General features: G+C 62.9%; 24 protein-coding genes. 9 read left to right on the forward strand and 15 right to left on the reverse strand.

The window, feature by feature from the left end:
• Positions 1-45 precede the first annotated feature (45 nt).
• Positions 46-918: a phosphoribulokinase gene (locus tag BTW08_RS16500; RefSeq protein ID WP_075563607.1), complete on the reverse strand. Its 873-nt coding sequence runs from the start codon at positions 916-918 to the stop codon at positions 46-48.
• 227 nt (positions 919-1145) lie between these two features.
• Positions 1146-2441 (reverse strand): phosphoribosylamine--glycine ligase, encoded by a 1296-nt coding sequence (gene purD, locus BTW08_RS16505; protein ID WP_075563608.1) that lies wholly within the window; start codon positions 2439-2441, stop codon positions 1146-1148.
• 174 nt (positions 2442-2615) lie between these two features.
• Here purD and BTW08_RS16510 point away from each other — a divergent pair, with 174 nt between their 5' ends.
• Positions 2616-3326, forward strand: coding sequence for a 16S rRNA (uracil(1498)-N(3))-methyltransferase (locus BTW08_RS16510; protein WP_075563609.1), 711 nt, complete (start codon positions 2616-2618; stop codon positions 3324-3326).
• Positions 3327-3384: 58 nt separating this feature from the next.
• On the opposite strand, the gene BTW08_RS16515 is transcribed toward BTW08_RS16510, so the two are convergent.
• The 3 genes from BTW08_RS16515 to BTW08_RS16525 all read right to left on the reverse strand — a co-directional run bounded on the left by BTW08_RS16515 (position 3385) and on the right by BTW08_RS16525 (position 7837).
• Positions 3385-3894: a hypothetical protein gene (locus tag BTW08_RS16515; RefSeq protein ID WP_075563610.1), complete on the reverse strand. Its 510-nt coding sequence runs from the start codon at positions 3892-3894 to the stop codon at positions 3385-3387.
• A complete protein-coding gene (gene flhF / locus BTW08_RS16520; protein ID WP_168170680.1) occupies positions 3891-6218 on the reverse strand; it encodes a flagellar biosynthesis protein FlhF in 2328 nt (775 codons plus the stop codon). The genes BTW08_RS16515 and flhF overlap by 4 nt, the downstream gene beginning before the upstream one ends.
• A gap of 218 nt (positions 6219-6436) precedes the next feature.
• Positions 6437-7837, reverse strand: a complete 1401-nt coding sequence (locus BTW08_RS16525) for a lytic murein transglycosylase (protein ID WP_246837779.1) — start codon at positions 7835-7837, stop codon at positions 6437-6439.
• A gap of 369 nt (positions 7838-8206) precedes the next feature.
• Here BTW08_RS16525 and BTW08_RS19175 point away from each other — a divergent pair, with 369 nt between their 5' ends.
• The 7 genes from BTW08_RS19175 (at position 8207) to BTW08_RS16555 (ending at position 14510) form a co-directional block, all read left to right on the forward strand.
• Positions 8207-8377 carry a hypothetical protein gene (locus tag BTW08_RS19175; RefSeq protein ID WP_168170681.1) on the forward strand — a complete coding sequence of 57 codons (171 nt, stop codon included), beginning with the start codon at positions 8207-8209 and terminating at the stop codon, positions 8375-8377.
• Positions 8378-8680: 303 nt separating this feature from the next.
• Positions 8681-11485, forward strand: a complete 2805-nt coding sequence (locus BTW08_RS16530) for a monovalent cation/H+ antiporter subunit A (protein WP_075563611.1) — start codon at positions 8681-8683, stop codon at positions 11483-11485.
• Positions 11485-11832 carry a Na+/H+ antiporter subunit C gene (locus tag BTW08_RS16535; protein ID WP_075563612.1) on the forward strand — a complete coding sequence of 116 codons (348 nt, stop codon included), beginning with the start codon at positions 11485-11487 and terminating at the stop codon, positions 11830-11832. The genes BTW08_RS16530 and BTW08_RS16535 overlap by 1 nt, the downstream gene beginning before the upstream one ends.
• Positions 11829-13346: a monovalent cation/H+ antiporter subunit D gene (locus BTW08_RS16540; RefSeq protein ID WP_075563613.1), complete on the forward strand. Its 1518-nt coding sequence runs from the start codon at positions 11829-11831 to the stop codon at positions 13344-13346. The genes BTW08_RS16535 and BTW08_RS16540 overlap by 4 nt, the downstream gene beginning before the upstream one ends.
• The gene (locus tag BTW08_RS16545; protein ID WP_075563614.1) at positions 13343-13840 is read left to right on the forward strand and encodes a Na+/H+ antiporter subunit E; all 498 of its coding nucleotides are present in this window, start codon (positions 13343-13345) and stop codon (positions 13838-13840) included. The genes BTW08_RS16540 and BTW08_RS16545 overlap by 4 nt, the downstream gene beginning before the upstream one ends.
• A complete protein-coding gene (locus BTW08_RS16550; RefSeq protein WP_075563615.1) occupies positions 13837-14106 on the forward strand; it encodes a K+/H+ antiporter subunit F in 270 nt (89 codons plus the stop codon). Before BTW08_RS16545 ends, BTW08_RS16550 begins: the two co-directional genes overlap by 4 nt.
• A gap of 11 nt (positions 14107-14117) precedes the next feature.
• Positions 14118-14510: a Na+/H+ antiporter subunit G gene (locus BTW08_RS16555; RefSeq protein ID WP_075563616.1), complete on the forward strand. Its 393-nt coding sequence runs from the start codon at positions 14118-14120 to the stop codon at positions 14508-14510.
• 74 nt (positions 14511-14584) lie between these two features.
• On the opposite strand, the gene hemH is transcribed toward BTW08_RS16555, so the two are convergent.
• Complete coding sequence (gene hemH, locus BTW08_RS16560) at positions 14585-15568, reverse strand: ferrochelatase (protein ID WP_075563617.1); 984 nt, start codon at positions 15566-15568, stop codon at positions 14585-14587.
• A gap of 112 nt (positions 15569-15680) precedes the next feature.
• Between hemH and BTW08_RS16565 the strand changes: the two genes are divergently transcribed.
• Positions 15681-17243 (forward strand): cryptochrome/photolyase family protein, encoded by a 1563-nt coding sequence (locus BTW08_RS16565; RefSeq protein WP_075563618.1) that lies wholly within the window; start codon positions 15681-15683, stop codon positions 17241-17243.
• A 238-nt stretch (positions 17244-17481) separates the two neighbouring features.
• Here the strand turns inward: BTW08_RS16565 and BTW08_RS16570 are convergent, their stop codons facing one another.
• The 9 genes from BTW08_RS16570 to rnr form a co-directional block, all read right to left on the reverse strand.
• Positions 17482-17784, reverse strand: coding sequence for a DUF6482 family protein (locus BTW08_RS16570; RefSeq protein WP_075563619.1), 303 nt, complete (start codon positions 17782-17784; stop codon positions 17482-17484).
• Between the two features lie 414 nt (positions 17785-18198).
• Positions 18199-18492, reverse strand: a complete 294-nt coding sequence (locus tag BTW08_RS16580) for a hypothetical protein (RefSeq protein WP_075563621.1) — start codon at positions 18490-18492, stop codon at positions 18199-18201.
• A 169-nt stretch (positions 18493-18661) separates the two neighbouring features.
• A complete protein-coding gene (gene dnaB / locus BTW08_RS16585; RefSeq protein WP_075563622.1) occupies positions 18662-20047 on the reverse strand; it encodes a replicative DNA helicase in 1386 nt (461 codons plus the stop codon).
• Between the two features lie 168 nt (positions 20048-20215).
• Positions 20216-20662, reverse strand: a complete 447-nt coding sequence (rplI, locus tag BTW08_RS16590; RefSeq protein WP_075563623.1) for a 50S ribosomal protein L9 — start codon at positions 20660-20662, stop codon at positions 20216-20218.
• Between the two features lie 16 nt (positions 20663-20678).
• The gene (locus BTW08_RS16595; RefSeq protein ID WP_075563624.1) at positions 20679-21530 is read right to left on the reverse strand and encodes a hypothetical protein; all 852 of its coding nucleotides are present in this window, start codon (positions 21528-21530) and stop codon (positions 20679-20681) included.
• 31 nt (positions 21531-21561) lie between these two features.
• Complete coding sequence (gene rpsR / locus BTW08_RS16600) at positions 21562-21789, reverse strand: 30S ribosomal protein S18 (RefSeq protein WP_035472385.1); 228 nt, start codon at positions 21787-21789, stop codon at positions 21562-21564.
• 26 nt (positions 21790-21815) lie between these two features.
• Positions 21816-22235: a 30S ribosomal protein S6 gene (rpsF, locus tag BTW08_RS16605; protein ID WP_075563625.1), complete on the reverse strand. Its 420-nt coding sequence runs from the start codon at positions 22233-22235 to the stop codon at positions 21816-21818.
• Between the two features lie 262 nt (positions 22236-22497).
• Positions 22498-23313 carry a 23S rRNA (guanosine(2251)-2'-O)-methyltransferase RlmB gene (gene rlmB / locus BTW08_RS16610; RefSeq protein WP_075563626.1) on the reverse strand — a complete coding sequence of 272 codons (816 nt, stop codon included), beginning with the start codon at positions 23311-23313 and terminating at the stop codon, positions 22498-22500.
• 42 nt (positions 23314-23355) lie between these two features.
• Entirely contained in the window at positions 23356-25872 is a 2517-nt protein-coding gene (rnr, locus tag BTW08_RS16615) for a ribonuclease R (protein ID WP_075563627.1), read from the reverse strand.
• Positions 25873-26094 lie beyond the last annotated feature (222 nt).

Genomic DNA, 26094 nt, shown 5'->3' on the forward strand with positions numbered 1-26094 from the left:
TAGCTCCTGAGTTCGAGATGATTTGCCGGCAGCGGCGGCTGGCGCTCAGCGAAAGCGACGCTGGGCCAGCAGTTGGCGCACCTGGGGCGCGAGGATCAGATCCATCGCCAATGACAGCCGTGCGCCCGGCACGACCAGCGTGTTGGGCCGGCTCATGAAGGCATCATGAATCATGGTGACCAGATAGGGAAAGTCCACCGCCGCGGGATCCCGGAAACGAATCACCACGAATGACTCGCCGTCATTGGGTACGTCCTGCAGTTCGAACGGGTTGGAGGTATCGACCGTCGGCACACGCTGGAAGTTGATGTGCGTGCGCGACAGCTGGGGCTGAATATAGCGCACGTAATCGTGCATGCGTCCGAGAATGGTATCGATGACCGCTTCCTGGGAGTAGCCGCGCAGCTTGGTATCGCGATCGATCTTCTGCAGCCACTCGAGATTGATAGTTGGCGCCACGCCGATCAGCATGTCGACGTGCCGGGCGATGTCGACCTCGTGAGTGACCAGACCACCGTGAAGCCCTTCGTAGAGCATCAGATCCGTACCGCTGGGAATCGGCTGCCAGTCGGTGAAGGTGCCGACCTGCCAGCCCGCCTCGATCATGCGTTTGTCTTCGGCATGAATGTAGTGGCGATAGGTTCCCTTGCCGTTCTCGCCGTACTCCTGGAATAGCGCGTCGAGCTGATCGAGCAGGTTGGCGTTGACCGAAAAATGCGAAAGTTCGGCCTTGCGCTCCGGCTCGGTCTGCAGGATCTGGGCCAGCTCCGCCCGGGAATAACGGTGAAAGGCGTCGCCATCGATGAACGCGGCATGCACATCCTCGCGGGCGAACATGCGCTCGAAGGTGCGCTTGACCGTAGTAGTGCCGGCCCCCGAGGAGCCGGTCACCGCGATGATCGGAAATTCACGCGACATGCCAGGCCTCCCCGACGACGAGATTCAACGAACTCCCGAGATCGCTCGAGAAGTCGATCCGTTGTCCGGCCATTCTTTGGCACGTCACTCGCTGCATCGCGGATTCCCTTGTCTCTAAACTGCCCGATTTTCTCTCAGTAACTGACTATCTCTCAGTGACTGACTATCTCTACATAGCCGACTGACAGGACGGCCGGCGCTCTTGTCACGCCGGTCGACAGGTTTTCTCAGGTTGACCGACGCTCTCTGGCGATGGCGCGATAGGCGATATCGCGGCGGTACTCGGCGCCGGCCCAGCGGACTACCTCGACGCTGGCATAGGCCTGCGATGCCGCCGCGCCGACCGTCTCGCCGAGAGCGGTCACACATAGCACACGGCCCCCGCTGGTGACGACGCGACCATCGTCGCTGACGCGAGTGCCGGCGTGGAACACCTTGCAACCAGCGGCATCCGCGGCATCGAGCCCGCCGATCTCGTCACCCTTGCGATAGTCACCGGGATAGCCTTCCGCCGCCAGCACGACACCCACGGCGGCACGCGGATCCCACTCGCACTCGACCCGATCGAGCCGCTGCTGCAGCGCGGCCTGGCATAGCGCCACCAGATCGCTCTTCAACCGCATCAGGATCGGCTGAGTTTCCGGATCGCCGAAACGACAGTTGTACTCGATCACTCTGGGAGCGCCATCGGCGTCGATCATCAACCCAGCGTAGAGAAAGCCGGTATAAGGATGACCTTCGGCCGCCATGCCGCGGACGGTGGGCAGGATCACCTCGTCCATGATGCGCTGATAGACGCTCTCGGTGACCACGGGGGCCGGCGAATAGGCGCCCATGCCGCCGGTGTTGGGGCCGGTATCGCCATCGCCGGCGCGCTTGTGATCCTGGCTGGTAGCCATCGGCAGCACGTGCTCGCCGTCGACCATGACGATGAAGCTCGCCTCCTCGCCGTCGAGAAACTCCTCGATGACGACCCGAGCCCCGGCGTCGCCGAAGGCGTTGTCCTCGAGCATGTCGCGAATCGCCGCTTCGGCTTCGGCTTCGGTCATCGCCACGACGACGCCCTTGCCCGCGGCCAGGCCGTCGGCCTTGATCACGATCGGCGCCCCCATCTTCCCGAGATAGGCCAGCGCCGGCGCGACGTCGCTGAAAGTCTGATAATCGGCGGACGGAATCGAGTGGCGCGCCAGGAAATCCTTGGTGAAGGCCTTGGAGCCTTCAAGCTGCGCGGCGCCTTCGCTCGGCCCGAAAATCGAAAGCCCCACGGCCTGGAACGCATCGACGACGCCAGCGACGAGCGGCGCTTCCGGCCCCACGATGGTCAACTCGATCGCGTTGTCGCGAACAAAGGCGATCAGCCCTTTGCTATCCATGACATCGATGGCAACGTTGGTCAGTCCGGGCTCGCGCGCGGTGCCGGCATTGCCCGGTGCCACGAAAACCGTCTCGACCTGCGGCGATTGTGCCGCTTTCCACGCCAGCGCATGTTCGCGCCCGCCCCCGCCAATGATCAAAACCTTCATCGCTAGCCTTCTTGTGCCGAGCCTTGGCTGGCTGTGTAAGAGTGTGTGTGGGTAAAAGCAAGGGGGCATTATGTCAGAAAGGTGCTGTGCTCGCCGCTGTGTTCAGGTAACGCCCGTTCGGGCAGAATGGCCGCCCGGCCCGATCCCTTTTCACGATGTCTCGAACGCCCGCCCATGAACCTGATTCTGCTGCAACCCGATGAATGGCTGGATGACACTCACGCCGTCATTCGCGACCCCCGCCGCCTGAGCCACCTGCGCGACGTCCACGGCGCCAGCCCCGGCGACGTGCTGACTGTCGGCGCCCTCGATGGCCTGATGGGGCGCGGTGAGCTGCTCTCGCTGGAAGAGACGCAAGCCCGGTTCCGGGTCACGCTGGACCGCGAGCCGCCGGCGCCACTGCCGGTTCATCTGCTGCTGGCGCTGCCGCGACCACGAATGCTGGCACGGACGCTGGAGCACGTCGCGGCACTGGGGGTCAAACGCGTAACGCTAATGCATACGCGCCGCGTCGAGAAGAGCTACTGGCAATCCCCCGAGCTGAAGCCGGACAAGATCCGCCAGCATCTGCTGCTGGGGCTGGAACAGGCCCGCGATACCCGGCTGCCGGAGATCACGTTCGAGACGCGCTTCAAACCCTACGTGGAAGATCGATTGCCGGCCCTGCTCGAGGGTCAGCGCGGCCTGCTGGCGCATCCCGGCCTGAGTCAGGAGTGCCCGCGCGGGATCAGCGATCCGACCCTGCTGGCCATCGGCCCGGAGGGCGGTTTCGTCGATTACGAAGTCGAGAAATTTCTCGAACTGGGTTTCGAGGGCATTCATCTGGGGGAGCGGATTCTACGGGTGGAAACCGCGGTGACGGCGCTGCTGTCGCGATTGTTCTGAACGGATGGCCGGACCGGCCCGGGCGCCACGTGCCGGTCGTTCGTGCTAGCCGCTCGAACTAGCCGCTCGCTGCCGATACGCGACCCGACGCGATCAGACGACGCTGCCAGTCGGCCGGGTCGCGCAGCAGTTCGACGTTCAGAAAGCGTTTGAGAGTCGTGCCCAGATTGGCAAGCAGGCGCATCGTCGCGGGATCCAGAGCAGGTGCACCCTCTTTATCGTCATCGTCGAGCCAGAGCAGCAGAGGCAGAGAGGTGGCGGAAGCCGCTGGCGCGGTGATGGGTGTCAGTGCGCGCTTCACGCAGCGGTAGAGATCGGCCACGTCGAGCCCAACCTCGCCAACCTCAGCCACATCAAACCCAGCCGTATCGACCCATAGCATCCAGGCCGTCACGCTCGTTTGCCGAACCTGATCGTTGCGCAGGGCTTGCCAGCGACGGCCTTCGACGCGGGGAAGTTGCGCTAGCGCTCGCCCTAGCGCGTCCTCTCCCGGATCGCCGATCACACCCAACACCAGGGAATCGGGGCGCTCCGCCCAGGCACGCAGCCCCGCGGCCTGATCCCTCACGCCGCAACCGTTCGACCGGAAGCGGTGACGACGCCCGCCTGCGTCAGCGCGTCATGGGCGCTCAGCGTATCCATTAGCGCTTCCAGCAGCGCCTTGGGGCGGCGCCCGCAGCGACGTTGCGCGATGCCCGATAGACGCGCGCGAACATCCATCGCCCAGGTTGCGTCTTCCGCGCCCAATCGCAGGGCCAGCGCGGCCAGCATCGAGGCCAGATGCCAGCGCTGCTCCCGATCCTTCATCAGGCCGCGCTCCTGCATCAGCTGATCGGCCTGCCGGGTCAGCCCGGGCAAGGCTTCGACGAGCACGGCCTGAGGCATCCGCGATGCCATATCCAGCCCCGCATGACTGCTGCTCAACCAATAGCGACGTACCAGTCGGCGGCCATCATCGGCATCCCGGATCTCGCCGCACCACGCCAGCACCGGCAACCCGTGGGGATCCTGCCGGCGCTGACTGATGCTCGTCTCCAGTCGCGTCAGATGAAGACTGGCGGCGCGCCCCTGGTGGCGAACGGGCTGCGGTTCGACGGCCTCACCCAGCGCCATCGTCTGCGACAGCGCCTGAGACAACGTCAACCATTCGCCGGCGTGACGAATCCGCCGCGCGCCGGTCACCGCGGCCAGCCAGCCGCCACCGGCGGCGTCGAGGCGTTCGAGATCGGCGACGGCCGGCAGCTGCATCAACAGGTGCCAACCGGCTCCGAGCCCATCGGCCCAGCGCTGCTGCTCGGCATGGCCCGCGGGCAGCCGATGGCGCGGCCAGCTCAGAGGCTGGGGCATGCCCTGATGATTCAGCGAGACCAGCGGCATCGCCCGATCGGCACCGCTGACGCTGGAAGTCCTCGACCAGTAGAGCGCATGCGGCGCGTCCTCTGCCGTGAGCAAACCTTGCTGGGTGGCGTCGGCCATCAGTTGAGCAAACTTGTCGGGGCCGTTATTGGGACGTTTTGCCCGTTGCCAGACCTGCTCCAGCAGCGTCATGCCCAGGTTGTGCTGTCTCAGGGTATCGAGGGTGGCCGCCAGAGCGTCGCTCTGGCGCAGCACGCCTCGCGACAATGCCTGCTGGCGTGCCTGCTGCGGGGCTAGCTCGCGTCCCGCCGGGGCACTTGAAAAAGGGGATTCCCCCGCGAGCGACAGCGCTTCGTCGAGCAGGGATTCGGCATCCGCGCGCTCGAGATCTTCCGGCACCCGTTGCCCACGCGAGACATAGCAGAGCTTGAGCCGGTGACGCATGACCACGTCCAGCACGCTTCCCAGCCGCGCCGCTTCATCCAGCTTGGTCAGAATACAGCCCCACAACGGCTCCCCCGCTTCCATCGACGCCTGCTGCCAGGCCTCGATGACCTGCGCCAGGGTATCGCCATGACTGGCCGCATTGAGCACCAGCACCCGCCGAACCGTTGCCGGGCCGCTGCCCAGCCGCGCGATCTCGCCCATCAGACGCTGATCGCGCTGGCTCATGCCGACGGTGTCGATCACCGTCAGCTTTTTCCCCGAACTGCGCGACAGCAAGGCCCGGCGCGGCTGGGTCAGACGCGTCAGCAGGTCGCCGAGATCACCGTCCGCCTCCAGCGCATGGACTTCCGTGCCCAGCAGCCGCGCGTAGATACGCAGCTGTTCGGCGGCGCCGATCCGGTAGCTGTCGGTCGTCACCAGCGCGACATCCTTGGGGCCGTGACGCATCACGTAGCGCGACGCCAGTTTGGCCGTCGTGGTGGTCTTGCCGACGCCGGTGGGCCCGACCAGCGCAAACACGCCGCCGGCGTCGAACACGGCGTCCTCGTCCTCCAGCAACGACAGCCGCGAGCGCAGCTGACGCACCAGCCAAGCTTTCACTGCGGGGGATTCCGGGGCTTCGTCGCGCAACTCCTCCGGCGGATCCTGCAACACCTCATCGGCCAGCGTGGCGCTGAACCCGGCCTGAACCAGCTGCTGGCGCAAGCCGGTAATAAGCGTCGACACAACGGATGTCGAGGCGGATGGCGTGGAAACAGTGCTTTCGCGCAACATGATGCGGACATCATCGAGCAGCTGCCGGTTGAGCGCCTGCAGGGTTTCTACGGTCGCGTCACCGAGGGGTTCGGCGGCCGGTGTCGCGACGACGACCTCCGTCGTCGAAGGATCGAACTCGGAAAGCGCCTGCTCATGCTCCTGTTCGGGCATGGCAATGATCTCGACGCCGCCTTCGACGGAGCGGTTGGAAAGAATCAACACCTGATCCCCCAGCGCCGATCTCACTTGGCGCATGGCTTCGCGGCTGTTGCTGGCAATGAAACGCTGGACGCCCATGGCTTCCTCGGTAGCTCGAGGCAGCCACTCGGTCATCGCGGGCTGCTCTGGAAAATCGCGCCCACAGTCTGCCAGCCGAAGCGACTCGGGGAAGGATCGGAATGGCATTGAAATCGGCGCCAATTCGCCGCGTGAACGATCCCTACGAGATTGGGATCGATACGGCTCTATCGGCGTTTGAACACATGAAGTCTGCGAGGAGGATGGCTAGACGAGACCGACGCCAAGGTTCGGCGCCGGTTCGACGGTCGCGATCAGCTGTCGGTGAGTTGCTGGATCAGCGACTGAGTGGGATAACCGTCGGGGATGACGCCGATACTGCGCTGATAGTCACGCAATCCCGCGCGGGTATTGGGTCCGACCAGCCCATCCGGCGTGCCGACCTCGAAGCCGTGATCGTTGAGACCCTGCTGCATGCGGCGGATGCGATCCCGCGATAGTGCCGGCTCATCACGCGGCCAGTCGCTCTGGATACCCGGGCGCCCGGCCAGCCGATCCGACAGTGTCGCCACCGCCAGCGCATAGCTGGTCGAAGCGTTGTAACGCATGATCACGCGGAAGTTGTGACCCACCAGAAAGGCCGGCCCCTTGGCGCCGGCGGGCGCAATGACCGAGGCCTGATCGAAGTCCGGCAACGATTGGCCGTCGAGGCGCTTCACACCCTGCGCCTGCCAGTCCTGGGCCGCATGGCGCACCGATAGCTCGGTCTGCGAGTAATCGAAATCATCCGGCAGTGTCACCTCGACGCCCCAGGGCTGGCCGCGCTGCCAGCCGGAAGCATCCAGATAGTTGGCGGTCGAGCCCATCACGTCGGGAATGCTGCCCCAGATGTCGCGCCGACCGTCGCCATCTTCATCCACCGCATAGGCCAGGAAGCTGCTGGGGATGAACTGGGTATGGCCCATCGCCCCGGCCCAGGAACCCCGCATGCGATCGCGATCGATATCGCCATTCTGCAGAATCTTGAGCGCCGCCATCAGTTCGCTCCGCGCGAACGACTGACGGCGACCGTCGAAACCCAGCGTGGAGAGCGCGTCGATGGTCTCGAAGTCGCCGAAGTTGCTGCCGTAATTGCTCTCGATGCCCCAGATGGCGACGATCACTTCGCCAGGAACGCCGTACTGCTGCGTGACCTCCTCCGCCGTGGCACGATTTTCCGCGAGCCGTTCACGCCCGTTGGCGACGCGAGTCGACGATACGGCCGTGTCGAGATAGCTCCATATCTGACGGGTGAACTCCGGCTGGGAGCGATCGAGCTCGAGAATGCGCGGCTGGTAGCGGGCTTGATCGAAGGCTTCGGCAAGCGTTGCCTGGTCGATGCCCTCGGCAGCGGCGCGCTGGCGGAAATCGTCGACCCAGGCATCGAACTTCGAGGCATCCTGAGCGACCTCCGGGTCCGAATCCCGATCTGCCTCATCGTCTATCGCCGTCGTCGAGGACGCCTGCGAGTTCGATGGCTCGGACCGCGGCGATGCCGGCTGGGGTGAAGTCGCTCCAGACGGGTTCGTTCCCGAGGGGTTCGCGCTGGAAGTCGCACCCGCGTCCGAGGCGCTCGGCGCCGTGTGGGTATCGGCAACGCTCTGACAGCCCAGGAGGGCGAGACAGAGGCACAGCGAGAGTGTGGCTGGGGCCTTGACCGGCAATGAACGCTTCACGAGAGCACATCCTTAATGCTGAGTTCTTGATGCAGAGTTGTTCCGAAATCACGCTGGACGCGGTGGAGCTCACCATTGCGCCGCATCCGCAGTGTAGCGCATCCCATCACCGGGGGAATTCGAGGATGGCGAGGAAGCGACGGTAGAGGGTCACCGGCCAGCCCCGCTTTCAGCCACCGGCAGCGAGCGCCACGACCCGGTCGCCGGTGTCGCACCCTATAGCTAGGTGTATATCGGCATGGTACAGTCGGTGCGACACCCTCGTTCGAATCTCGTAAATCACCAGGTTTTTCAGTGATTTCGCTGCGCGCGAACGATGATCGAGCGTTTTCTACCCATCGCGCGTTTCGTGCAAAGAGGAGAGACACCATGCCGGGCCACATGCCTAGCCAGCGATCGCTGACATGCGCGACCTGCCGCATCGGTGCCCACGCTCCGTCGTCCCTTACCGGTACGATCCAGGACCAGACTCCCGCCTGGATGCTGGCCCCTCGCGGCGCTCGCCGCCCCTATCTGACCGATCCGCCTCGGCGTCTCTGAGCTGGCACGGAAGCTCGGGCGGCCAATAGCGTCGCTGCCCTCTCCGTTCGTCAGCCGCATCGTTGGGTAGATGAATGCTCCTGCCGCTTCGCGCGGAACAAGCTCACCAGGCCCCCGCGTCAACTCCTGATCCCGACGACACGATGCCATTCTCGTGCGACTGGCGACATCGCTTACACTGAACCAGGAAGCGATTGCAGACCCGGAGCGACAAACGCGAGAACGAAGCTCGACCCCTTGGCTCGCGGCCCTGTGCCGGGCCGAACTCGAGCCTCCCTGATCCCAGAATAGAGCGACAACTTCATGTCACTGCCGCTAATCGTTCTGCTGCCCCTGCTGGGCAGCCTGATACCGATGCTGAGCAACAACCAGCATCGAACGATCAATGCTTGGTCCACCGCGCTGCTGCCGGCCATTGCGCTGGGCATCGTCATCGCCCATGCGCCGGGCGTGATCTCCGGCGAGGTCTACCACTTCAGCGTGAACTGGGTGCCTCAACTGGGGCTCGATCTGGCGTTCCGGATCGATGGGCTCTCGCTGCTGTTTTTGCTGCTGATTCTGGGCATCGGGCTGCTGATCATTCTGTATGCCCGCTACTATCTGTCGCCGGACGACAGCATGCCGCGCTTCTACGCCTATCTGATGCTGTTCATGACCTCGATGATCGGCATCGTCATGGCCGACAACCTGCTGCTGCTGTGGGTGTTCTGGGAGCTGACCAGCCTGTCGTCCTTCCTGTTGATCGGCTACTGGTCTCAGCAGAGCGAGGCCAGACGCGGCGCTCGGATGGCGCTTGTCGTTACCGGCATGGGCGGGCTCGCGATGCTGGCCGGGTTCCTGCTGATCGGCCATATCGTCGGCACCTACGACATGCAGACCGTGCTCGACAGCCGCGACCTGATCCAGGCCGATCCGCGCTATCTGCCGGCACTGCTGCTGGTGCTGCTGGGCGCCTTCACCAAGTCGGCGCAGTTCCCGTTCCACTTCTGGCTGCCGCATGCGATGGCAGCGCCGACACCGGTGTCGGCATTCCTGCACTCCGCGACCATGGTCAAGGCCGGGGTGTTTCTGCTCGCGCGCATGCACCCGGCGCTGGCCGGCTCCCAGCTGTGGCTCTATATCGTCACTCTCACCGGGCTGGTGACGATGATCTACGCGGCCTATTTCGCCCTGCTCAAATACGACCTCAAGGGCGTGCTGGCGTTCTCTACCGTCAGCCATCTCGGCATGATCACCATGCTGTTCGGCCTGGACAGCAAGCTGGCGGTCGCCGCGGGCCTGTTCCACATCATCAACCACGCGCTGTTCAAGGCGTCGCTATTCATGTCAGCCGGCATCATCGATCACGAAACCGGTACGCGCGACATCCGCAAGCTCAGCGGCCTGCGCCACAGCATGCCGATGACCGCGCTGCTGGCCGGATTGGCCGCGTCATCCATGGCCGGCGTGCCCCTGCTCAACGGTTTCATCTCGAAAGAGATGATGCTGACCGAAGCGCTGGGGACCGGCATTCTCGGCGGCCTGGCCTGGCTGATTCCGGTGCTGGCGACGATCGGCAGCGTGCTGTCGGTGGCCTATTCGCTGCGCTATGTGCGTAACATCTTCTTTGGTCCCGAAGCCAAGGATCTGCCCCAGACGCCCCACGAGGCGCCGTTCATGATGCGGCTACCGATGCTGGTGCTGGTCGGACTCTGCGTGATCATCGGTCTGATGCCAGCACTGATGGTCACGGGGCTGCTCGATGCCGCCGCCCAGGCCACAATCCTGTCACCGCGCCCGGAGCTTCATCTGGCGATATGGCACGGGTTCAACCTGCCGCTGTTGATGAGTGCCGTCGCGCTGGCCGGCGGTGCCGGGCTCTATGCGGTTCGTCGCAATCTGTTCAACTTTCAGCGCCAGTTTCCGCAGCGCAACGCCCTAATGGCCTTCGAGCAGAGCATTCTGCGGCTCCTGCACGGAACGCAGACGGCGATCGACCGTCTCGAGAACGGCTCGCTTCAGCGCTACATGCTGTGGTTGATCATCGCCGTGCTGTTCCTGACCGGCGGCGGCCTGCTGGATCTCGAGCAGCTACAGGGCCCGCGCCAGCTGCAGGCCCTCGACGGCCTGCTGATCGTCGGCGCCGCAATTACCATCCTGGCCGGGCTGGGCACGGCGATCCTGCATCGGCGACGGCTGGTATCGTTGATGATGCTGTCTGTCGTCGGTCTGATGGTCTCGCTGGCTTTCGCGCGTTTCTCGGCCCCCGATCTTGCCCTGACCCAGCTGGCGGTCGAGGTGGTAACGGTGATCCTGCTGATGCTGGCGCTGTTCTTCCTGCCGCAGCGCACGCCCAAGGAGTCCAGCGGACCGCGAGTGGTCAGGGATGTGCTGGTGGCGGCGGGATTCGGCGGCGTGGTCGCGAGTCTCAACTACGCCCTGCTGACCCGGCCGCTGGATACCATCTCCGGCTTCTTCCTCGACAACAGCGTCAGCGGCGGCGGCGGTCACAACGTGGTCAACGTCATTCTGGTCGATTTCCGCGGTTTCGATACCCTGGGCGAGATCACGGTGCTGTGCATCGCGGCCATCGGCATCTACAAGCTGCTCAATCGCCTGCGCCTGTTCATGCCGTCGAGCGACAGCGAAGGCCGTCCGTGGTCGAAGGATCTCCATCCGATGCTGCTCGGGACGGTATCGCAGACGCTGCTGCCGCTGGCGCTGCTGGTTTCGGTCTATATCTTCCTGCGCGGCCATAACGAGCCCGGTGGCGGTTTCATCGCCGGGCTGGTGACTGCGGTGGCGCTGATCCTGCTCTACATCGCCCGTGGCGTGGATTGGTCCCAGCAGCGACTGTCGTTCAACTATCAACCGATCGCGGTGACCGGGGTCGCCATCTCCGCATTGACCGGGCTCGGCAGCTGGGTCTTCGGTCACAACTTTCTGACCTCCGCCTTCGGCCATTTCTCGATTCCCTACATTGGTGAGGTCGAGCTGGCGACGGCCATGCTGTTCGACCTCGGGGTCTATCTGACCGTCGTCGGCGCCACCCTGATGATCCTGGCCAACCTGGGCAAGTTGACGACACGCCATCGTCCCAGCAAAGAAAATGACAAGGAGACCGTCTGATGGAAGCGCTCTATGCCACCGTGACCGGTTTCCTCGCCGCCAGCGGCCTCTACCTGGCGCTGCGCGGGCGCACCTTCCCCGTTGTCGTGGGCCTGACCCTGCTCTCCTATGCGGTCAACCTGTTCCTGTTTTCCACCGGCGGCCTGACCACCAACGGCGCCGCGGTGATCCAGGAGGGCGTCAGCTACTACGCAGATCCGCTGCCCCAGGCTCTGGTGCTGACGGCGATCGTGATCGGCTTTGCCATGACGGCTTTTTCGGTGATTCTGGCGATGCGTGTGCGAGGCGATCTGGGTAGCGATCAGGTCAATGACCAGCGCGAAGAGTCGAAGGAGGACAAGTCATGATGCATCACTTGATCATCCTGCCGATCCTTCTGCCACTGCTGAGCGGCCTGCTGATGCTGGTCAAGCGCGACTCGGTGGTACTGCCGCGCCGCGCGATCGCCCTGATCAGCACCGCGACGCTGCTGGCGATCAGCGCCGTGCTGGTAGTCCAGAGCGACAGCGGCGAGATCACCTACTATGCGCTGGGTGACTGGCAGCCGCCGTTCGGCATCATCCTGGTGCTCGACCGACTCTCCGCGCTGATGGTGTGCCTGACGAGTTTCCTGGCGCTGGGTAGCGTGGCCTACGCCTGTGCCGGCGATGACCGCAAGGGCAGCAATTTTCACGGCCTGTTCCAGCTCCAGCTGATGGGTATCAACGGCGCCTTTCTGACCGGCGATATCTTCAACCTGTTCGTGTTCTTCGAGGTGCTGCTGATCGCCTCCTACTCGCTGCTGATGCACGGCGGTGGCAAGGACCGGACCCAGGCCGGCTTCCACTACGTGGCGTTGAACCTGGCTGGGTCGGCGATGTTTTTGATCGCTCTCGGTGTGCTTTACGGCACCACCGGCACCCTCAACATGGTGGACATGTCGCAGAAGGTGGCAACGCTCGATCCCAGCCGGCTGGGCTTGCTGAAGGCGGGGGCGTTCCTGTTGCTGGTGGTGTTCGGGCTAAAGGCGGCGATTCTGCCGCTCTATTTCTGGCTGCCGCGCGCCTACAGCAGCGCGCCGGCACCGGTGGCGGCACTGTTCGCGATCATGACCAAGGTGGGTGTCTACGCCATTCTGCGGATCTACACGCTGATCTTCGGGGGTAGCGCGGGGGAACTGGCCAATTTCGTCCAGCCCTGGCTGTGGTGGTTCGCGCTGGCGACCCTGGCGCTGGGTGGCGTGGGCGTGCTGTCGGCGCGCGATCTACGCAGCCAGGTGGCCTATCTGATCATCATCTCGGTGGGCACGCTGCTGGTCGGCGTCAGCATGAGTCGAGAGGCACCTTTCGCCGCCCTGCTTTACTACATGATCCATACGACCCTGGCCACCGGCGGACTGTTTCTGCTCGCGGATGCGATCAGCGAACAGCGTGGCAAGGCCGGGGCGCGTATCGTGTCCGGGCGCGGCGTCACTCAGCCGGCGCTGCTGGGTCTGTTCTACTTCGTCGGCGCAATGACCGTCGTTGGTCTGCCACCGCTGTCGGGTGCGATCGGCAAGGTGCTGCTGCTCGACTCGGCCCTACCCAGCGAACAGCCCTGGCTGTGGTCGCTGCTGCTGCTCTCGAGTCTCGCCGGGCTCATTGCCATGTCGCGCAGCGGTTCGGCGGTTTTCTGGAAGGCGACGCGTGGCGATGAGGAAGGACCGCGCCTGAAGGTCGCCATGCTGGCCGGCCTGATCCTGCTGATCGGTGCCTCGCCGGTGATGTCGATTCTGGCCGGCCCGATCACACGATTCACCGATGCCAGTGCCACGCAGCTGCTCGATCACAGCGCCTACGTCGAGGCGATCCTGTCCCACAACGTCGCTGGAGGTGATTCATGATTCCTCCCACTCGCTGGCTGCCGATGCCGGTTCTGTCCCTGCTGCTGCTGGTGGTGTGGCTACTGCTGCAGCACAGTATTTCACTCGGCCAGTGGCTTCTCGGCGGCTTTCTGGCGATCCTGATTCCGGTGCTGTGTCGTCCGTTCTGGGAGCGCCAGCCGACCATCAAGCGACCGCTGAAGCTGGTCGGCTACTTTTTCCGTGTCCTGGGCGACATCGTGACCGCCAATCTGCAGGTCTCGAAGTTGATTCTCGATCCTCGTGGCCGGATGCGCCCGGCCTTCGTCGAGTATCCGCTGACGCTGAAGGAGAATTTTCCGATCACCATTCTCGCCAGCACCATCACCATGACACCCGGCACCGTTTCGGCCCACCTGCGTCTGGATGGCAGGACTCTGCTGATTCACGCGCTGGACGTGGGCGATATCGACGCCCTGATCAACGACATTCACCAGCGCTACGAGCGCCCGTTGCTGGAGATCTTCGAATCATGATCGATACGGCTCTGTGGATCGCACTGGCGCTGTTCTGCGCCGCCATCGTGCTCAATTTCTATCGTGCCGTGGTCGGGCCGAGCCTGCCGGATCGCATTCTGGCGGTGGACACCATGTACATGAACTCGATCGCGCTGATCGTGCTGTTCGGTATCTGGGTCAACAACAAGGACTACTTCGAGGCGGCACTGCTGATCGCGATGCTGGGCTTCGTCAGTACCATTGCCGTCTGCAAGTATCTGCTGCGCGGCGATATCATCGAATAGGAGGCGAGAAGATGCTGGATACGATGATTGAAGGCGCGATCGCCTTCATGCTAATCGCCGGGGGTGCGTTTGCCTTCATCGGCTCGTTGGGCCTGACCCACCTGAAGGACTTCTACATGCGCCTTCACGGCCCTTCGAAGACCACCACGCTGGGAGTCGGCTGCACGCTGATCGGCGCACTTATCTTCTTCAGCCGCGAGGATGGGCCGGTGATCCAGGAACTGCTGATCACCATCTTCGCGTTCATCACCGCGCCGGTTTCGGCACATATGCTGGCCAAGAGCGCGCTGCACCATAAGCTCAAGCCGGATCCCCGCACCCGCGGCAATCCGGTCGAGCTGGAGAGTGAAAAGCCCCGGCACACGATCGAGGAATCCCCTCAGGGCGACTCTCCCCTGCCTTAGCTTTGGCCTTGGCCTGGGCCTAAAAACCGCCCGGGGAGTGCCTGGAACAGCGTGCGTCGCCCGCCACCGCGGCTTTACCAGCCTGCGGTGTGCTGTTCGACCAGATTGGCCAACAGGGTGATGTGCTCGGGGCGTTCGTTGAGTGCAGGGATATAGCGGTAGCGCCCGCCTCCGGCGTGCTGGAAGTATTCGCGGTTCTCGGCGTCGATCTCTTCCAGCGTCTCCAGGCAGTCCGCCGCAAAGGCGGGGCTGATGATGTCGACGCACTCGGTCTTGTCCGCGCCCCACGCCTTCAAGGTTTCGTCGGTGTAAGGCTTGAGCCACTCCTCCCGCCCGAATCGCGACTGATAGCTCTGGAACCACTCTCCCTTGCCCAGCCCCAGCTCTTCGGCCAGCAGCCGGCTGGTCGTCTGGCAGTGCCGAGCGTAGGGATCGCCGTTATCGACGTAGCGCTTGGGGATGCCGTGGTAGGACATCAGCAACCGACCGCGGTCGCCGTTAACCTCCCAGTGCTGACGAACGCTAGCCGCCAGCGCGGCGATGTAGTCAGGATGGTCGTGATAATCGCGCACGAAACGCAGTTCCGGCAGATGTGGGCAGGGATCCAGCGCCTTGGCCAGGCGCTGGAATACCGCGCCGGTGGTGGTACGCGAGAACTGCGGATAAAGCGGCAATACCAGAATGCGGTCGACCCCGGCGTCGCGCAGCCGCAGCCCAGCCTCTTCCATGCTCGGCTTGCCGTAGGTCATCGCCAGCTCCACCGGGATTTCCTCACCTTCAGAGCTTGCCAGACGCGCATGCAGCGCGCGCTGCTGGCGCCGGCCGATCGCCAGCAACGGCGACCCCTCCTCCTGCCATACCGAGGCGTAGGCCTTGGCGACCTTGGGCGGACGAATACGCAGAATCACGCCATGAAGAATGGGCCACCACAGCCAGCGCGGCGCGTCGATGACCCGTGGGTCGCCGAGAAACTCGCCCAGATACTGCCTCACCGCCTTGGGGGTGGGCGCCTCGGGCGTACCCAGATTGACCAGCATGACTCCGTAACGGGCCGTCATTTATACCACTCCTGTCCCTGCCATCTTGGGGCGAAATTCTATCACTATCGGTTTGCACGAACCCGATCATCTTATACGATCAAATCCATGTGTATAAGTTATGGATAACTTCATGTCGAAACCGCTGATCCTGATTCTGGGCGATCAGTTGAGCGAGGCACTGGACGTCCTCGCCAGCGCCCCGCCCAATGCCGTGGTCGCACTCTGCGAAGTCAAGGCAGAGGGAGACTACGTCCCCCACCACCCCCAGAAGATCGTGCTGATATTGTCGGCGATGCGTCACTTCGCCGATACCCTGCGCGACAAAGGGTATCAGGTCCACTACAGCGCGCTCGACGACGATGACAATCGCCAGGACCTGCTGGAAGAAGCCGAACGACTTGCCGACGCCTACGGCTGTGACGAGATCCGGGTGACACATCCCGGCGAATGGCGGCTGCTCGAACGCATTCAGCGTAGAGGGACGCGTTGGCGACTGTTCGAGGATTCACGCTTCTACTGCTCGATCGATGATTTCGGCGATTGGCTCGAGGGGCGCAAGCGCTTCCGGATGGAAGATTTCTACCGCCAGATGCGCCAACGTACCGGCCTGCTGATGGAAGATGGCGAACCCGCCGGCGGGCAGTGGAACTTCGACCATGACAATCGCCGGCCACTCGATAGCGACCTTGTCTTTCCCACTCCGCCAAGACACCGCCAGGACGAGATCACGCGGGACGTCACGGCGCTGGTGGAAGCGCATTTCGGCGATCATTTCGGCACGCTGGAGGGGTTCAACTGGGCGGTGACTCGACGTCAGGCGCTGACGGACCTGCGCCACTTCATCGCGCAGGCGCTGCCCGACTTCGGCACCTACCAGGATGCCATCAGCGATAGCGAACCGCTGCTGTTTCATTCGCGACTGTCGGCATCGATGAACATCGGCCTGCTTTCGCCAAGGGAGGTGTGCGAGGCGGCGCAGACGGCCTGGCAGCAGGGTCGTGCGCCGATCAACGCAGTGGAAGGCTTCGTACGTCAGATTCTGGGCTGGCGCGAATACGTGCGCGGTATCTACTGGCAACGAATGCCGGACTACAAGAGGGAGAATCGGCTCGACGCTCGGCGCGGCCTGCCCGACTTCTACTGGACCGCGGAGACCGATCTGCGCTGCGTGCGCCGTGCGCTGGAGATGACCCGCGACAACGCCCATGCCCATCACATTCAGCGGCTGATGGTCACCGGCAACTTCGCGCTGCTTTGCGGTGTCGCACCGGCGGCGCTTTGCGACTGGTATCTGGCGGTCTATGTCGACGCTTTCGAATGGGTAGAACTGCCCAATACGCTGGGCATGACACTCTACGCCGACGGCGGCTACCTCGGCTCCAAACCCTACTGCGCCTCGGGAAAATATATCGATCGCATGTCGGATCACTGCCGTCACTGCCGCTACGACGTCAAGCAGGTCACCGGCGAACACGCCTGTCCCTTCAACAGTCTCTACTGGCATTTTCTGGATCGCCATCGCGAGCAGCTGCGCGGCAATCATCGCATGAAACTCATCTACGGCAGCTGGGATCGCATGCAGGAAGACAAGCGGACGGCGATACTCGATCAGGCCGGAAAGTTCATCGACTCGCTCACCTTCGAGGCCGCATACGGCAAAGGCGATCACGCCAATGGCTACCGACGTCGCTGAGAAGCGAGAGCAGCAAGATCGGGACGACTAGCGAAGAAAGGATCGGATCGAGACGGGATGACAACCTGAACGAGACACGGCAAGAGAACTGCGCGAGAGCTGCATGGGAACTGCGTGAGAGCTGCAGCGACAAAGCAAACTTCCCTCCAAAGCAGGGCAAGTCAATTCTGAGCTTGCCGGAGGGAAACGGGGTGGATGAATGAAGAAGGGTGGCGGTTGCGGCGTTCGAACTGCGGGATCAGAAGACCAGCGGCATCCGGGATAACAGCGGGTCATGATAGCGCGCTTCGTGCCCGACGATCTCGTCGTTGGCGACCTGCTGAACCAGATAGGCGCGACGAATACCGGCCTGCTTCAGCTCGCCGTAGACATCGTCTAGCGAACGAAACAGCATCGGCTTGCCGCGCCGGGTCAAGATTTGCGTGGCCCCGTCTGCCGGTTCCAGCATGACCTGATAGTAGCGACTGCCGGCGTGGGCAATGACACGAATCTCGAAATTTTCGTGCTGTCGCTGATAGTGCGCGAACTCCGTGAGTTCCATGATTGACTCCTACAGGTGGATCGTTAGTGAATGAAAACTTCTTGCTTCGGGACTATCAGGGATCAAGCCCCCAAGTTTAAAAGACTCAGACTCAAGAGCCTTAGATGTAAGACTTTCAGCGCTAGTGATCGTTCCAGCGACGTCGTGACGAGATATGAAGCGACAGGCGCTACGTCGCAGCGATCCAGGAGGGTCGATACGGTAGACGTGGAAGCCGGGGCGGGCATGGGTTGCCAATTCCTTGCCAGGATTCGCTCGAGGATCGGCACGAGGCGGAAACAACCAAGCATTATGTCGGAGATCACATTCATGCCCGACATTGAACGGTAGTGTTGTGACAGGAAAATGACAGGCGCCGCCGTCGACGCCTTCACGAACGGTGATTACGAGCTCGGAGGGGTATTCAGCGAGGCGCTACTGATAATCGGCGGGGTCGATGGCCTTGCCCAGCGAGTTGCGATCGACCCATTTCCCCGCCTTGGCTTCCTTGTAGCGAAACACGACCCGGTCGCCGACGCTCACCGGTATCTCGGAGTCTTCGGTCTGGTAGCTATAGAGCTCGCCGTCGACGGTCAGCCAATGGCGGTAGAGATCCGGCATCCCCAACCACTCCTTGAACGGCCCTTCCCGCTCATGCTTCTCCAGTTGGCCGCGTACTTCGATCTTGGGTGTACGTTGACGACGCCCCCGCTGAAAACCGCCTGCCATGTTTGACTCCTTGATGTCTTTCCCACGTCGGCAATGCCGACGCGCTTCAGTTTGTATCGAGCTAACTGTTCGAGCTAACCGTATCGAACTAAACGTCTCGGCCTATTCGCATGCAGGCCTGTTCGCAGTGCTGACCTGTTCGTAGTGCTGGCCTATTCGTAGCGCTGACCTATTCATAGTGCTGCCCATAGCTATCCGGGGCGAGATCCTCGAACCGCGTGTACTTGCCGATGAACGCCATGTGGACAGTGCCGATGGGGCCGTTACGCTGCTTGCCGATGATCAGCTCCGCCAACCCCTTGTTGTCCGGGTTGTCGGCATTGTAGACCTCGTCCCGGTAGACGAAGGCGATGACATCGGCGTCCTGCTCGATGGCGCCCGACTCACGCAGATCCGACATCACCGGGCGCTTGTTGGGGCGCTGCTCCAGCGAGCGGTTAAGCTGCGACAGCGCCACCACCGGGCAGCCGAATTCCTTGGCAAGCCCCTTGAGCGAGCGCGAGATTTCGGAGATTTCCGCGGTACGATTCTCGGAGAGCCCGGGCACCTGCATCAGCTGCAGATAGTCGATCATCACCAAGCCGATATTGCCGTGCTCGCGAGCAATGCGTCGCGCGCGCGTGCGCAACTCATTGGGTGACAGTGCCGGCGTATCATCGATAAACAGCTGGCGATCCTTGAGCAGATTGACCGCCGAGGTCAGCCGCGGCCAGTCCTCGTCCTCGAGCTGGCCGGTTCGCACCCGCGTCTGATCGATCCGGCCCAGCGATGACAGCACACGCAGCATCAGCGATTCGGCAGGCATCTCCATCGAGAACACGACCACCGGCTTGTCGTTGGAGACCACCGCATGCTCGACCAGATTCATGGCGAAGGTGGTCTTGCCCATCGATGGGCGTCCGGCGATGATCACCAGGTCCGAGGGCTGCAGCCCCGACGTCATGTCGTCGAGATCGCGAAAGCCGGTTGAGATCCCGGTCATCTGGCCCTTCATGTTGAACAGCTCGTCGATCCGGTCGACCGCCTTGGTCAGCAGATCGCTCATGCCGATCGGCCCGCCAAACTTAGGTCGCGATTCGCTGATCTGGAACACCAGCCGCTCGGCCTCGTTGACCAGCTCGTCCGGGAGCCGTCCTTCCGGCGCGTAGGCGCTGTCGGCGATCTGACGCGAGGCCTGGATCAGCTTGCGCAGCGTCGCACGCTCACGGACGATATCGGCGTAGGCTCGAATGTTGCTTGCCGAAGGGGTGTTGCGCGCCAGTTCCGCCAGGTAGGCGAGCCCGCCCACGCTTTCGAGTTGGTCGCGACGCTCGAGGGCTTCCGACAGGGTCACCACATCGAGCGGATGGGAGCTTTCGGCCAGCTCGGCCATCGCGTTGAACGTCAGCCGGTGCTCATGGCGATAGAAATCGTCCGCGACCAGACGCTCCGATACGGTGTCCCAGCTGCTGTTGTCGAGCATCAACCCGCCGAGTACCGACTGCTCCGCCTCCAGCGAGTGTGGCGGCATCTTCAGCTGCGCGGTTTCCCGATCGTTGTCGACGCGTTGGTTCATGCTTGGCATTCATCCTGTGTCGTGCGCTGGACACGCAAGAATTCTCAGGCGCTCATTCTACCCAGTCGAGCGCGAGCACCGCCACGTCGACGGTCATGAAAAAGGCACGCAGGGCGTGAACCCTGCGTGCCTTGGTCAGACGTCGCGATCAATGATCGTGGTCGAGACTTACTCGGCCACCACCACCACACGGACGCTGGAAGTGACTTCGGCGTGCAACTGCAGCGCGATGTCATATTCGCCAGTCTGACGAAGCGGACCTTCCGGCATGCGCACTTCGCTCTTGGCGACTTCGATGCCGGCCTGAGCCATGGCTTCGGCCAGATCGCGCGGGCCGATGGAACCGAACAGCTTGCCTTCTTCACCCGCCTTGGCCACCAGAGACAGTTCAATCTCGGCGAGCTGAGCGGCGCGCGTTTCGGCCTGGGCCTTGCGCTCGGCAGCCTGAGCTTCGAGCTCGGCGCGCTGCGTTTCGAACGCTTCGACGTTGTCTTTGGTCGCCGGTACGGCCATGCCGTAAGGAACCAGGTAATTACGACCGTAACCGGGCTTGACGGTGACCTTGTCACCCAGATCGCCCAGCTTGCCGATGTTATCGAGCAGAATGACTTCCATTCTCGTGAACCTCTCGTCAATCACTGCGTGTCAGTCGACCGCGAAAATCCGCGAAGGTATCTACCAACGCCAACAGCAGTACAATCAAAATCGTGGGCCAGGTGGTCAACAGCAAGGCATAGAAGCCTACCAGCCAGAACCCGCTCATTCCCTTCAAACCAATAAACCCATGAACCAGCGCGACACCGGCAACCAGCAACGGTATCCAGGCCAACAGACTGGCGGCAGGAACGGCAAATACGACACCCACCGCCATCAGTCCGAGCAGCAGCAAAAGTTGTCGCCGCGAGAGCTTCAACGAATGAAACTCCTCGCGAAACCCGCCGGGGTTATAAAGCCCCGCCTGCCAGCTCCTGGCGAGTGCCAGACAGGCAATTCCCGCCAACAGCACTACCAGCCCGGTCGCACCGCCGATCACCAATGTCGCCATTCTCTCGGTGTCGATGCCCTGTGCCGCCAGCTGATCCAGCATGTTGGCCACTTCCGACGAGCTTTGCCGCAGCTCGTTGAGTAGCGGTCCGGTACCGCCGGTCGGTACGAAGATGCTCAGTTGCACCATCGCCATGCAGACGACGCTGCCGACGATCAGCGCTTCCGACCAGCGCATGCGTGCCCGCAGGACGGTCGCCATCAACGTCACCAGCAGGATACTGGACAACGGTACCGCATCGCCCTGAATCCACCACCAACCGGCAGGGATCGCCGCAGCGATCAGTACCGGCGCTGCCGGGGTCATGCCTCGGCGCAGCGTGACCAGACCCGCCACGGCGGCGCTGAACCAGAACAACCAGGGCACCAGCGCTGTCAGTGCGGCCGCCACCAACGCTTGCGGCGTACCGCGCATGATCCAACGGGCCAATGCCAGCATGACACCTCGTCAAGGTTTACCGGGTCAGGATTTACTGGTGGCTGTCGGAGTACGGCAGCAATGCCAGGTAGCGCGCCCGCTTGATCGCGGTGGACAGCTGACGCTGGTAGCGCGCCTGAGTACCCGTGATGCGGCTGGGAACGATCTTGCCGGTCTCGGTGACGTAGGCTTTCAGCGTATCGATGTCTTTGTAGTCGATGTACTTCACGCCTTCGGCGGTGAAGCGGCAGAACTTACGGCGACGGAAAAAACGTGCCATGAGAATCTCTCCTTAGCGAAATCGAATCAGTGGGTTTCTTCAGCAGCTTCGGAACGCTCGGGGCGCTCAGAACGCTCACGATCGCCACGCTCGGAGGGCTTGTCGTCACGGCGACGGCTCTTTTCTTCAGCCGGCTTCATCATCGGCGAGGCTTCAGTCACGACCTCTTTGCAACGCACGATCATGCTGCGGATGATGGCGTCGTTGAAACGGAAGATGTTCTCGATTTCGTCGAGAGTCTCACCGCTGCATTCGACGTTCATCAGCACATAATGTGCCTTGTGAATCTTGTTGATCGGGTACGCCAGGTGACGACGACCCCAATCTTCGAGACGATGCACGGTGCCGCCGTTCTCGGTCACGAGGCCGGTGTAGCGCTCGACCATGGCCGGGACCTGCTCGCTCTGGTCCGGGTGGACCATGAACACGATTTCATAATGACGCATGTTAGCTCCTTTCGGTTTGGCAGCTTCCACGCGGGCCCTCGTTTGAAGGGGTACCACGAGAAGCAAGGAGTCGATATCGGGTCGCGGCGCAAAACCACGTTGCCATCCAGATATTCAGACCAATTGACGCTCTGCTCGGGCAAATCGCCTGGATCAGACTCACCTGACCCGCCGATTCATCCCGTAGACGAGGCGCGCTCCGTGAGCATAGCCTGCCCACAGAACCGCGCAATTGTAGAGACCGATCGCCTCGGGTGCAAGCTCAAGTGGAGCTGGCACGCCCTCGCTGACGAACGGCTTCGAACAGACAGATGCCCGTGGCGACCGAGACATTGAGACTGGACACGCCGCCCTGCATCGGCAGCTTGACCAGTCCGTCACACGCTTCGCGGGTCAGACGGCGCATGCCCTTGCCTTCCGCCCCCATCACCAGGGCGCAGGGAACGGTGAAGTCGGCATCGAACACCAGCGCGTCGGCTTCCCCGGCCGTTCCGGTAATCCAGACCCCGGCCTGCTTGAGCTTCTCCATGCAGCGCGCCAGGTTGGTGACCTGAAACACCGGCACGCTCTCGGCCGCGCCGCAGGCGACCTTGCGCACCGTGGCATTGAGCGGGGCCGACTTGTCCTTGGCAACGATGACGCCATCGACACCGGCAGCATCGGCGCTGCGCAGACAGGCACCGAAGTTGTGCGGATCCGTCACCCCGTCGAGAATCAGAAAAAGCGGCGGCCGGCTCTGCTGCCATTGGTCGAGGCGCCACCATAGCGCCGTCTCATTCTCCGCGATCAGCGGCTCGGAAAAACCGATCACGCCTTGATGAGAGGCCTGACCCGAAATCACGTCGAGGGTTTCCCGCGGCACCCTTTTCAGCTCGCAACCAGCGGCATGGGCCTGCTGCAGCAACGCCTCGAGACGTTGTTCGGCATGCCCCTGCTGAATCCACAGCACTCGCGGTGGCTGCCCACGTTCGAACAGCGCGCGCACCGCGTGAACGCCATAGACGGGTTCGAGTCCGTCTGGCGTCCGGGGAAGATCCGGCGATCTGCCGGCTTGACGTCGATGGGTTGGGCGACTCATGGCGTCACCTACTCCATGCCGCGGAACGACAGATCACGGCACTCATCGCTTGCCCCGGCGCTGGCGCGGCCCGCGGGAGCGCCGCTTGGGAGCGCCACCCTCCTTGTTGCCGCTCGAGTCGCTGTTCGTCGAATCGTTATTCGCCGCCCCGTTACTCGTTGACTCGTCATTCGTCGAGTCATTACCCACGGCGTCGCTGCCGGACTTGCCACCCTGACGCTCGCGCTTGCCGGGGCGATTCTTGCTCGCTGAAGGCTTCGCGTTTCCGCCGCCCCCACCCGTCTTCTGGGCGCGCGGCGTGCGGCGATGACGCGGCGCCGCATCAGCGAGGTCGAAATCGATCTTGCGATCGTCCATATCGACGCGCGCGATGCGGACGGTGACGCCGTCACCCAGGCGATAGGCCACACCGCTGCGCTCGCCTTTCAGACGATGCTTCTCGGCTTCGTAGTGATAATAATCGGACGGCAGCGAGGTCACGTGGACCAGACCTTCGACATAGACGTCGTCGAGACGCACGAAAATACCGAACTGCGTCACGGCGGCGATGGTGCCTTCGTAGACTTCGCCGACCTTGTCGGAAAGGAATTCGCACTTCAGCCAGTCGGTGACGTCACGCGTCGCGTCGTCGGCGCGGCGCTCGGTCATCGAACAGTGCTCACCCAGCTCGATCATCTGCTCGAAGGTGTACGGGCACCAGGTAGAGGGCTTCTCCACCGGTGCGCCCTCGGCCCGCAGGACCGTCTGGGTCTGACGCGGGCCGCGAATGACGGAGCGAATCGCACGGTGCACCAGCAGATCGGGATAGCGACGGATCGGCGAGGTGAAGTGCGCATAGGCCTGATAGGCCAGCCCGAAGTGGCCATCGTTCTGGGGCGAATAGACGGCCTGACTCATCGAACGCAGCATCACGGTCTGAATGATATCGAAGTCCGGGCGCCCCTGGATCGCCTCGCGCAGCGCCTGATAATCCTTGGGCGTCGGCTCGTCGCCACCACCCAGCGTCAATCCCAGCTCGCCGAGGAACACGCGCAGGTTCTCGAGCCGCTCCGATGCTGGCGCCTGGTGCACCCGGTAGAGCGCCGGCAGGTCATGCTTGTCGAGGAAGCGCGCCGTGGCCACGTTGGCCGCCAGCATGCACTCCTCGACCAGCTTGTGGGCGTCGTTGCGGCTACGCGGGACGATCTTCTCGATCTTGCGCTCGTCGTTGAAGACGATCTGCGTCTCGGTGGTCTCGAAGTCGATGGCGCCACGCACGTCACGCGCCTGTCGCAACACCTTGTAGAGCGCATGCAGGTTTTCGAGCGACGGGACCAGCTCGCGATACTGTTCGCGCAGCGCCGACCCTTCCTCGCTGTCCGGCTCCTGCAACATGGCGCCGACCTGGTTGTAGGTCAGCCGTGCATGCGACTGGATCACCGCTTCGTAGAACTTGTAGCGACTGATGGTGCCGTTCTGCGAGATGTTCATCTCACAGACCATGGTCAGGCGATCGACGTGCGGGTTGAGCGAACAGAGCCCGTTGGAGAGCAGCTCCGGCAGCATCGGCACCACCTGACCGGGGAAGTAGACCGAGTTGCCGCGAACGTAGCCCTCGTTGTCCAGCGCGCTGCCGCCGCGGACATAATGGGAGACGTCGGCGATCGCGACGACCAGTTTCCAGCTGCCGGACTTGGTCTTCCAGGCGCAGACGGCGTCGTCGAAATCCTTGGCATCTTCGCCATCGATGGTCACCAGCGGCATCTCGCGCAGATCGATCCGTGCGGCCTTGTCCTCGTCCTTCACCTCCGCGGACATGCCGGCGATCTGATCGTCGACTTCCGGCGGAAAGTCCGCAGGAATATCGTGCGAGCGGATCGCGATGTCGATCTCGAGCCCCGGGTCCATTCGCTCGCCGAGGATCTCGACCACCTCGCCGACCGGCTGCTTGCGGGTCTCCGGCTGCTGAGTGATCCGGACCGAAACGATCTGACCGTCTTTCGCCCCACCGCTGACACTGTGAGGGATGATGACCTCCTGACTGATCCGCGAATTTTCGGGAATCAGGACCGCGAACTCGGAGGTATTCTGACGGAACACGCCGACCAGCGTCTGGGTATTGCGCGCCAGCACTTCAGCGATGGTGCCCTCGGCACGGTTACGCCGGTCCCGGCCGCTGATACGCGCCAGTACCACGTCGCCGTTGAACACGCGTCGCATCTGACGCGGAGGCAGCACCAGATCGGGTTTGACACCGTCATGGCGAATCAGGAAACCCATGCCGTCCCGGTGACCCTGAACGCGCCCCTTGATCAGATCGAGCTTGTCGATCAGTGCGTAGGCGCCCTTGCGATCCTTGAGGATCTGACCGTCGCGCTCCATCGCCGCGAGCCGGCGACGCACCGCCTCCAGCTGGTTGTCATCTTCGAGCCCCAGCATGGCGCTCATGTTTTCGTGGGTAATCGGCTTGCCGTACTCCTCAAGGCGCGCGAGCAAGTACTCACGGCTGGGTACGGGACTGTCATATTTGTCTGCTTCACGAGCCGCGTGCGGGTCGTCATCCAATGTCCAATGAGTCATGCAACCATCGTCCTTGCGTTGAGCCTACTGGGCTTGGGCTGTGGAGAGAATTCACGCGGCAGGCGGCTTGAGCCGTTCAATTTTTTTGGATTCATGCGCCAAGTATAGCGGTCACGCCTGCCTGACCCAACCATGCACTGTGCAAACGGGGCAATAGCGTTGACGAAGAGCCACCGTGGAGCGCCGCAGTGGCAAGGTTCGGGAGGATAAATCGCCGACAAT

Origin of the sequence: Salinicola sp. MH3R3-1, from assembly GCF_001937155.1 — a bacterium.
Classification (GTDB): domain Bacteria; phylum Pseudomonadota; class Gammaproteobacteria; order Pseudomonadales; family Halomonadaceae; genus Salinicola; species Salinicola halophyticus.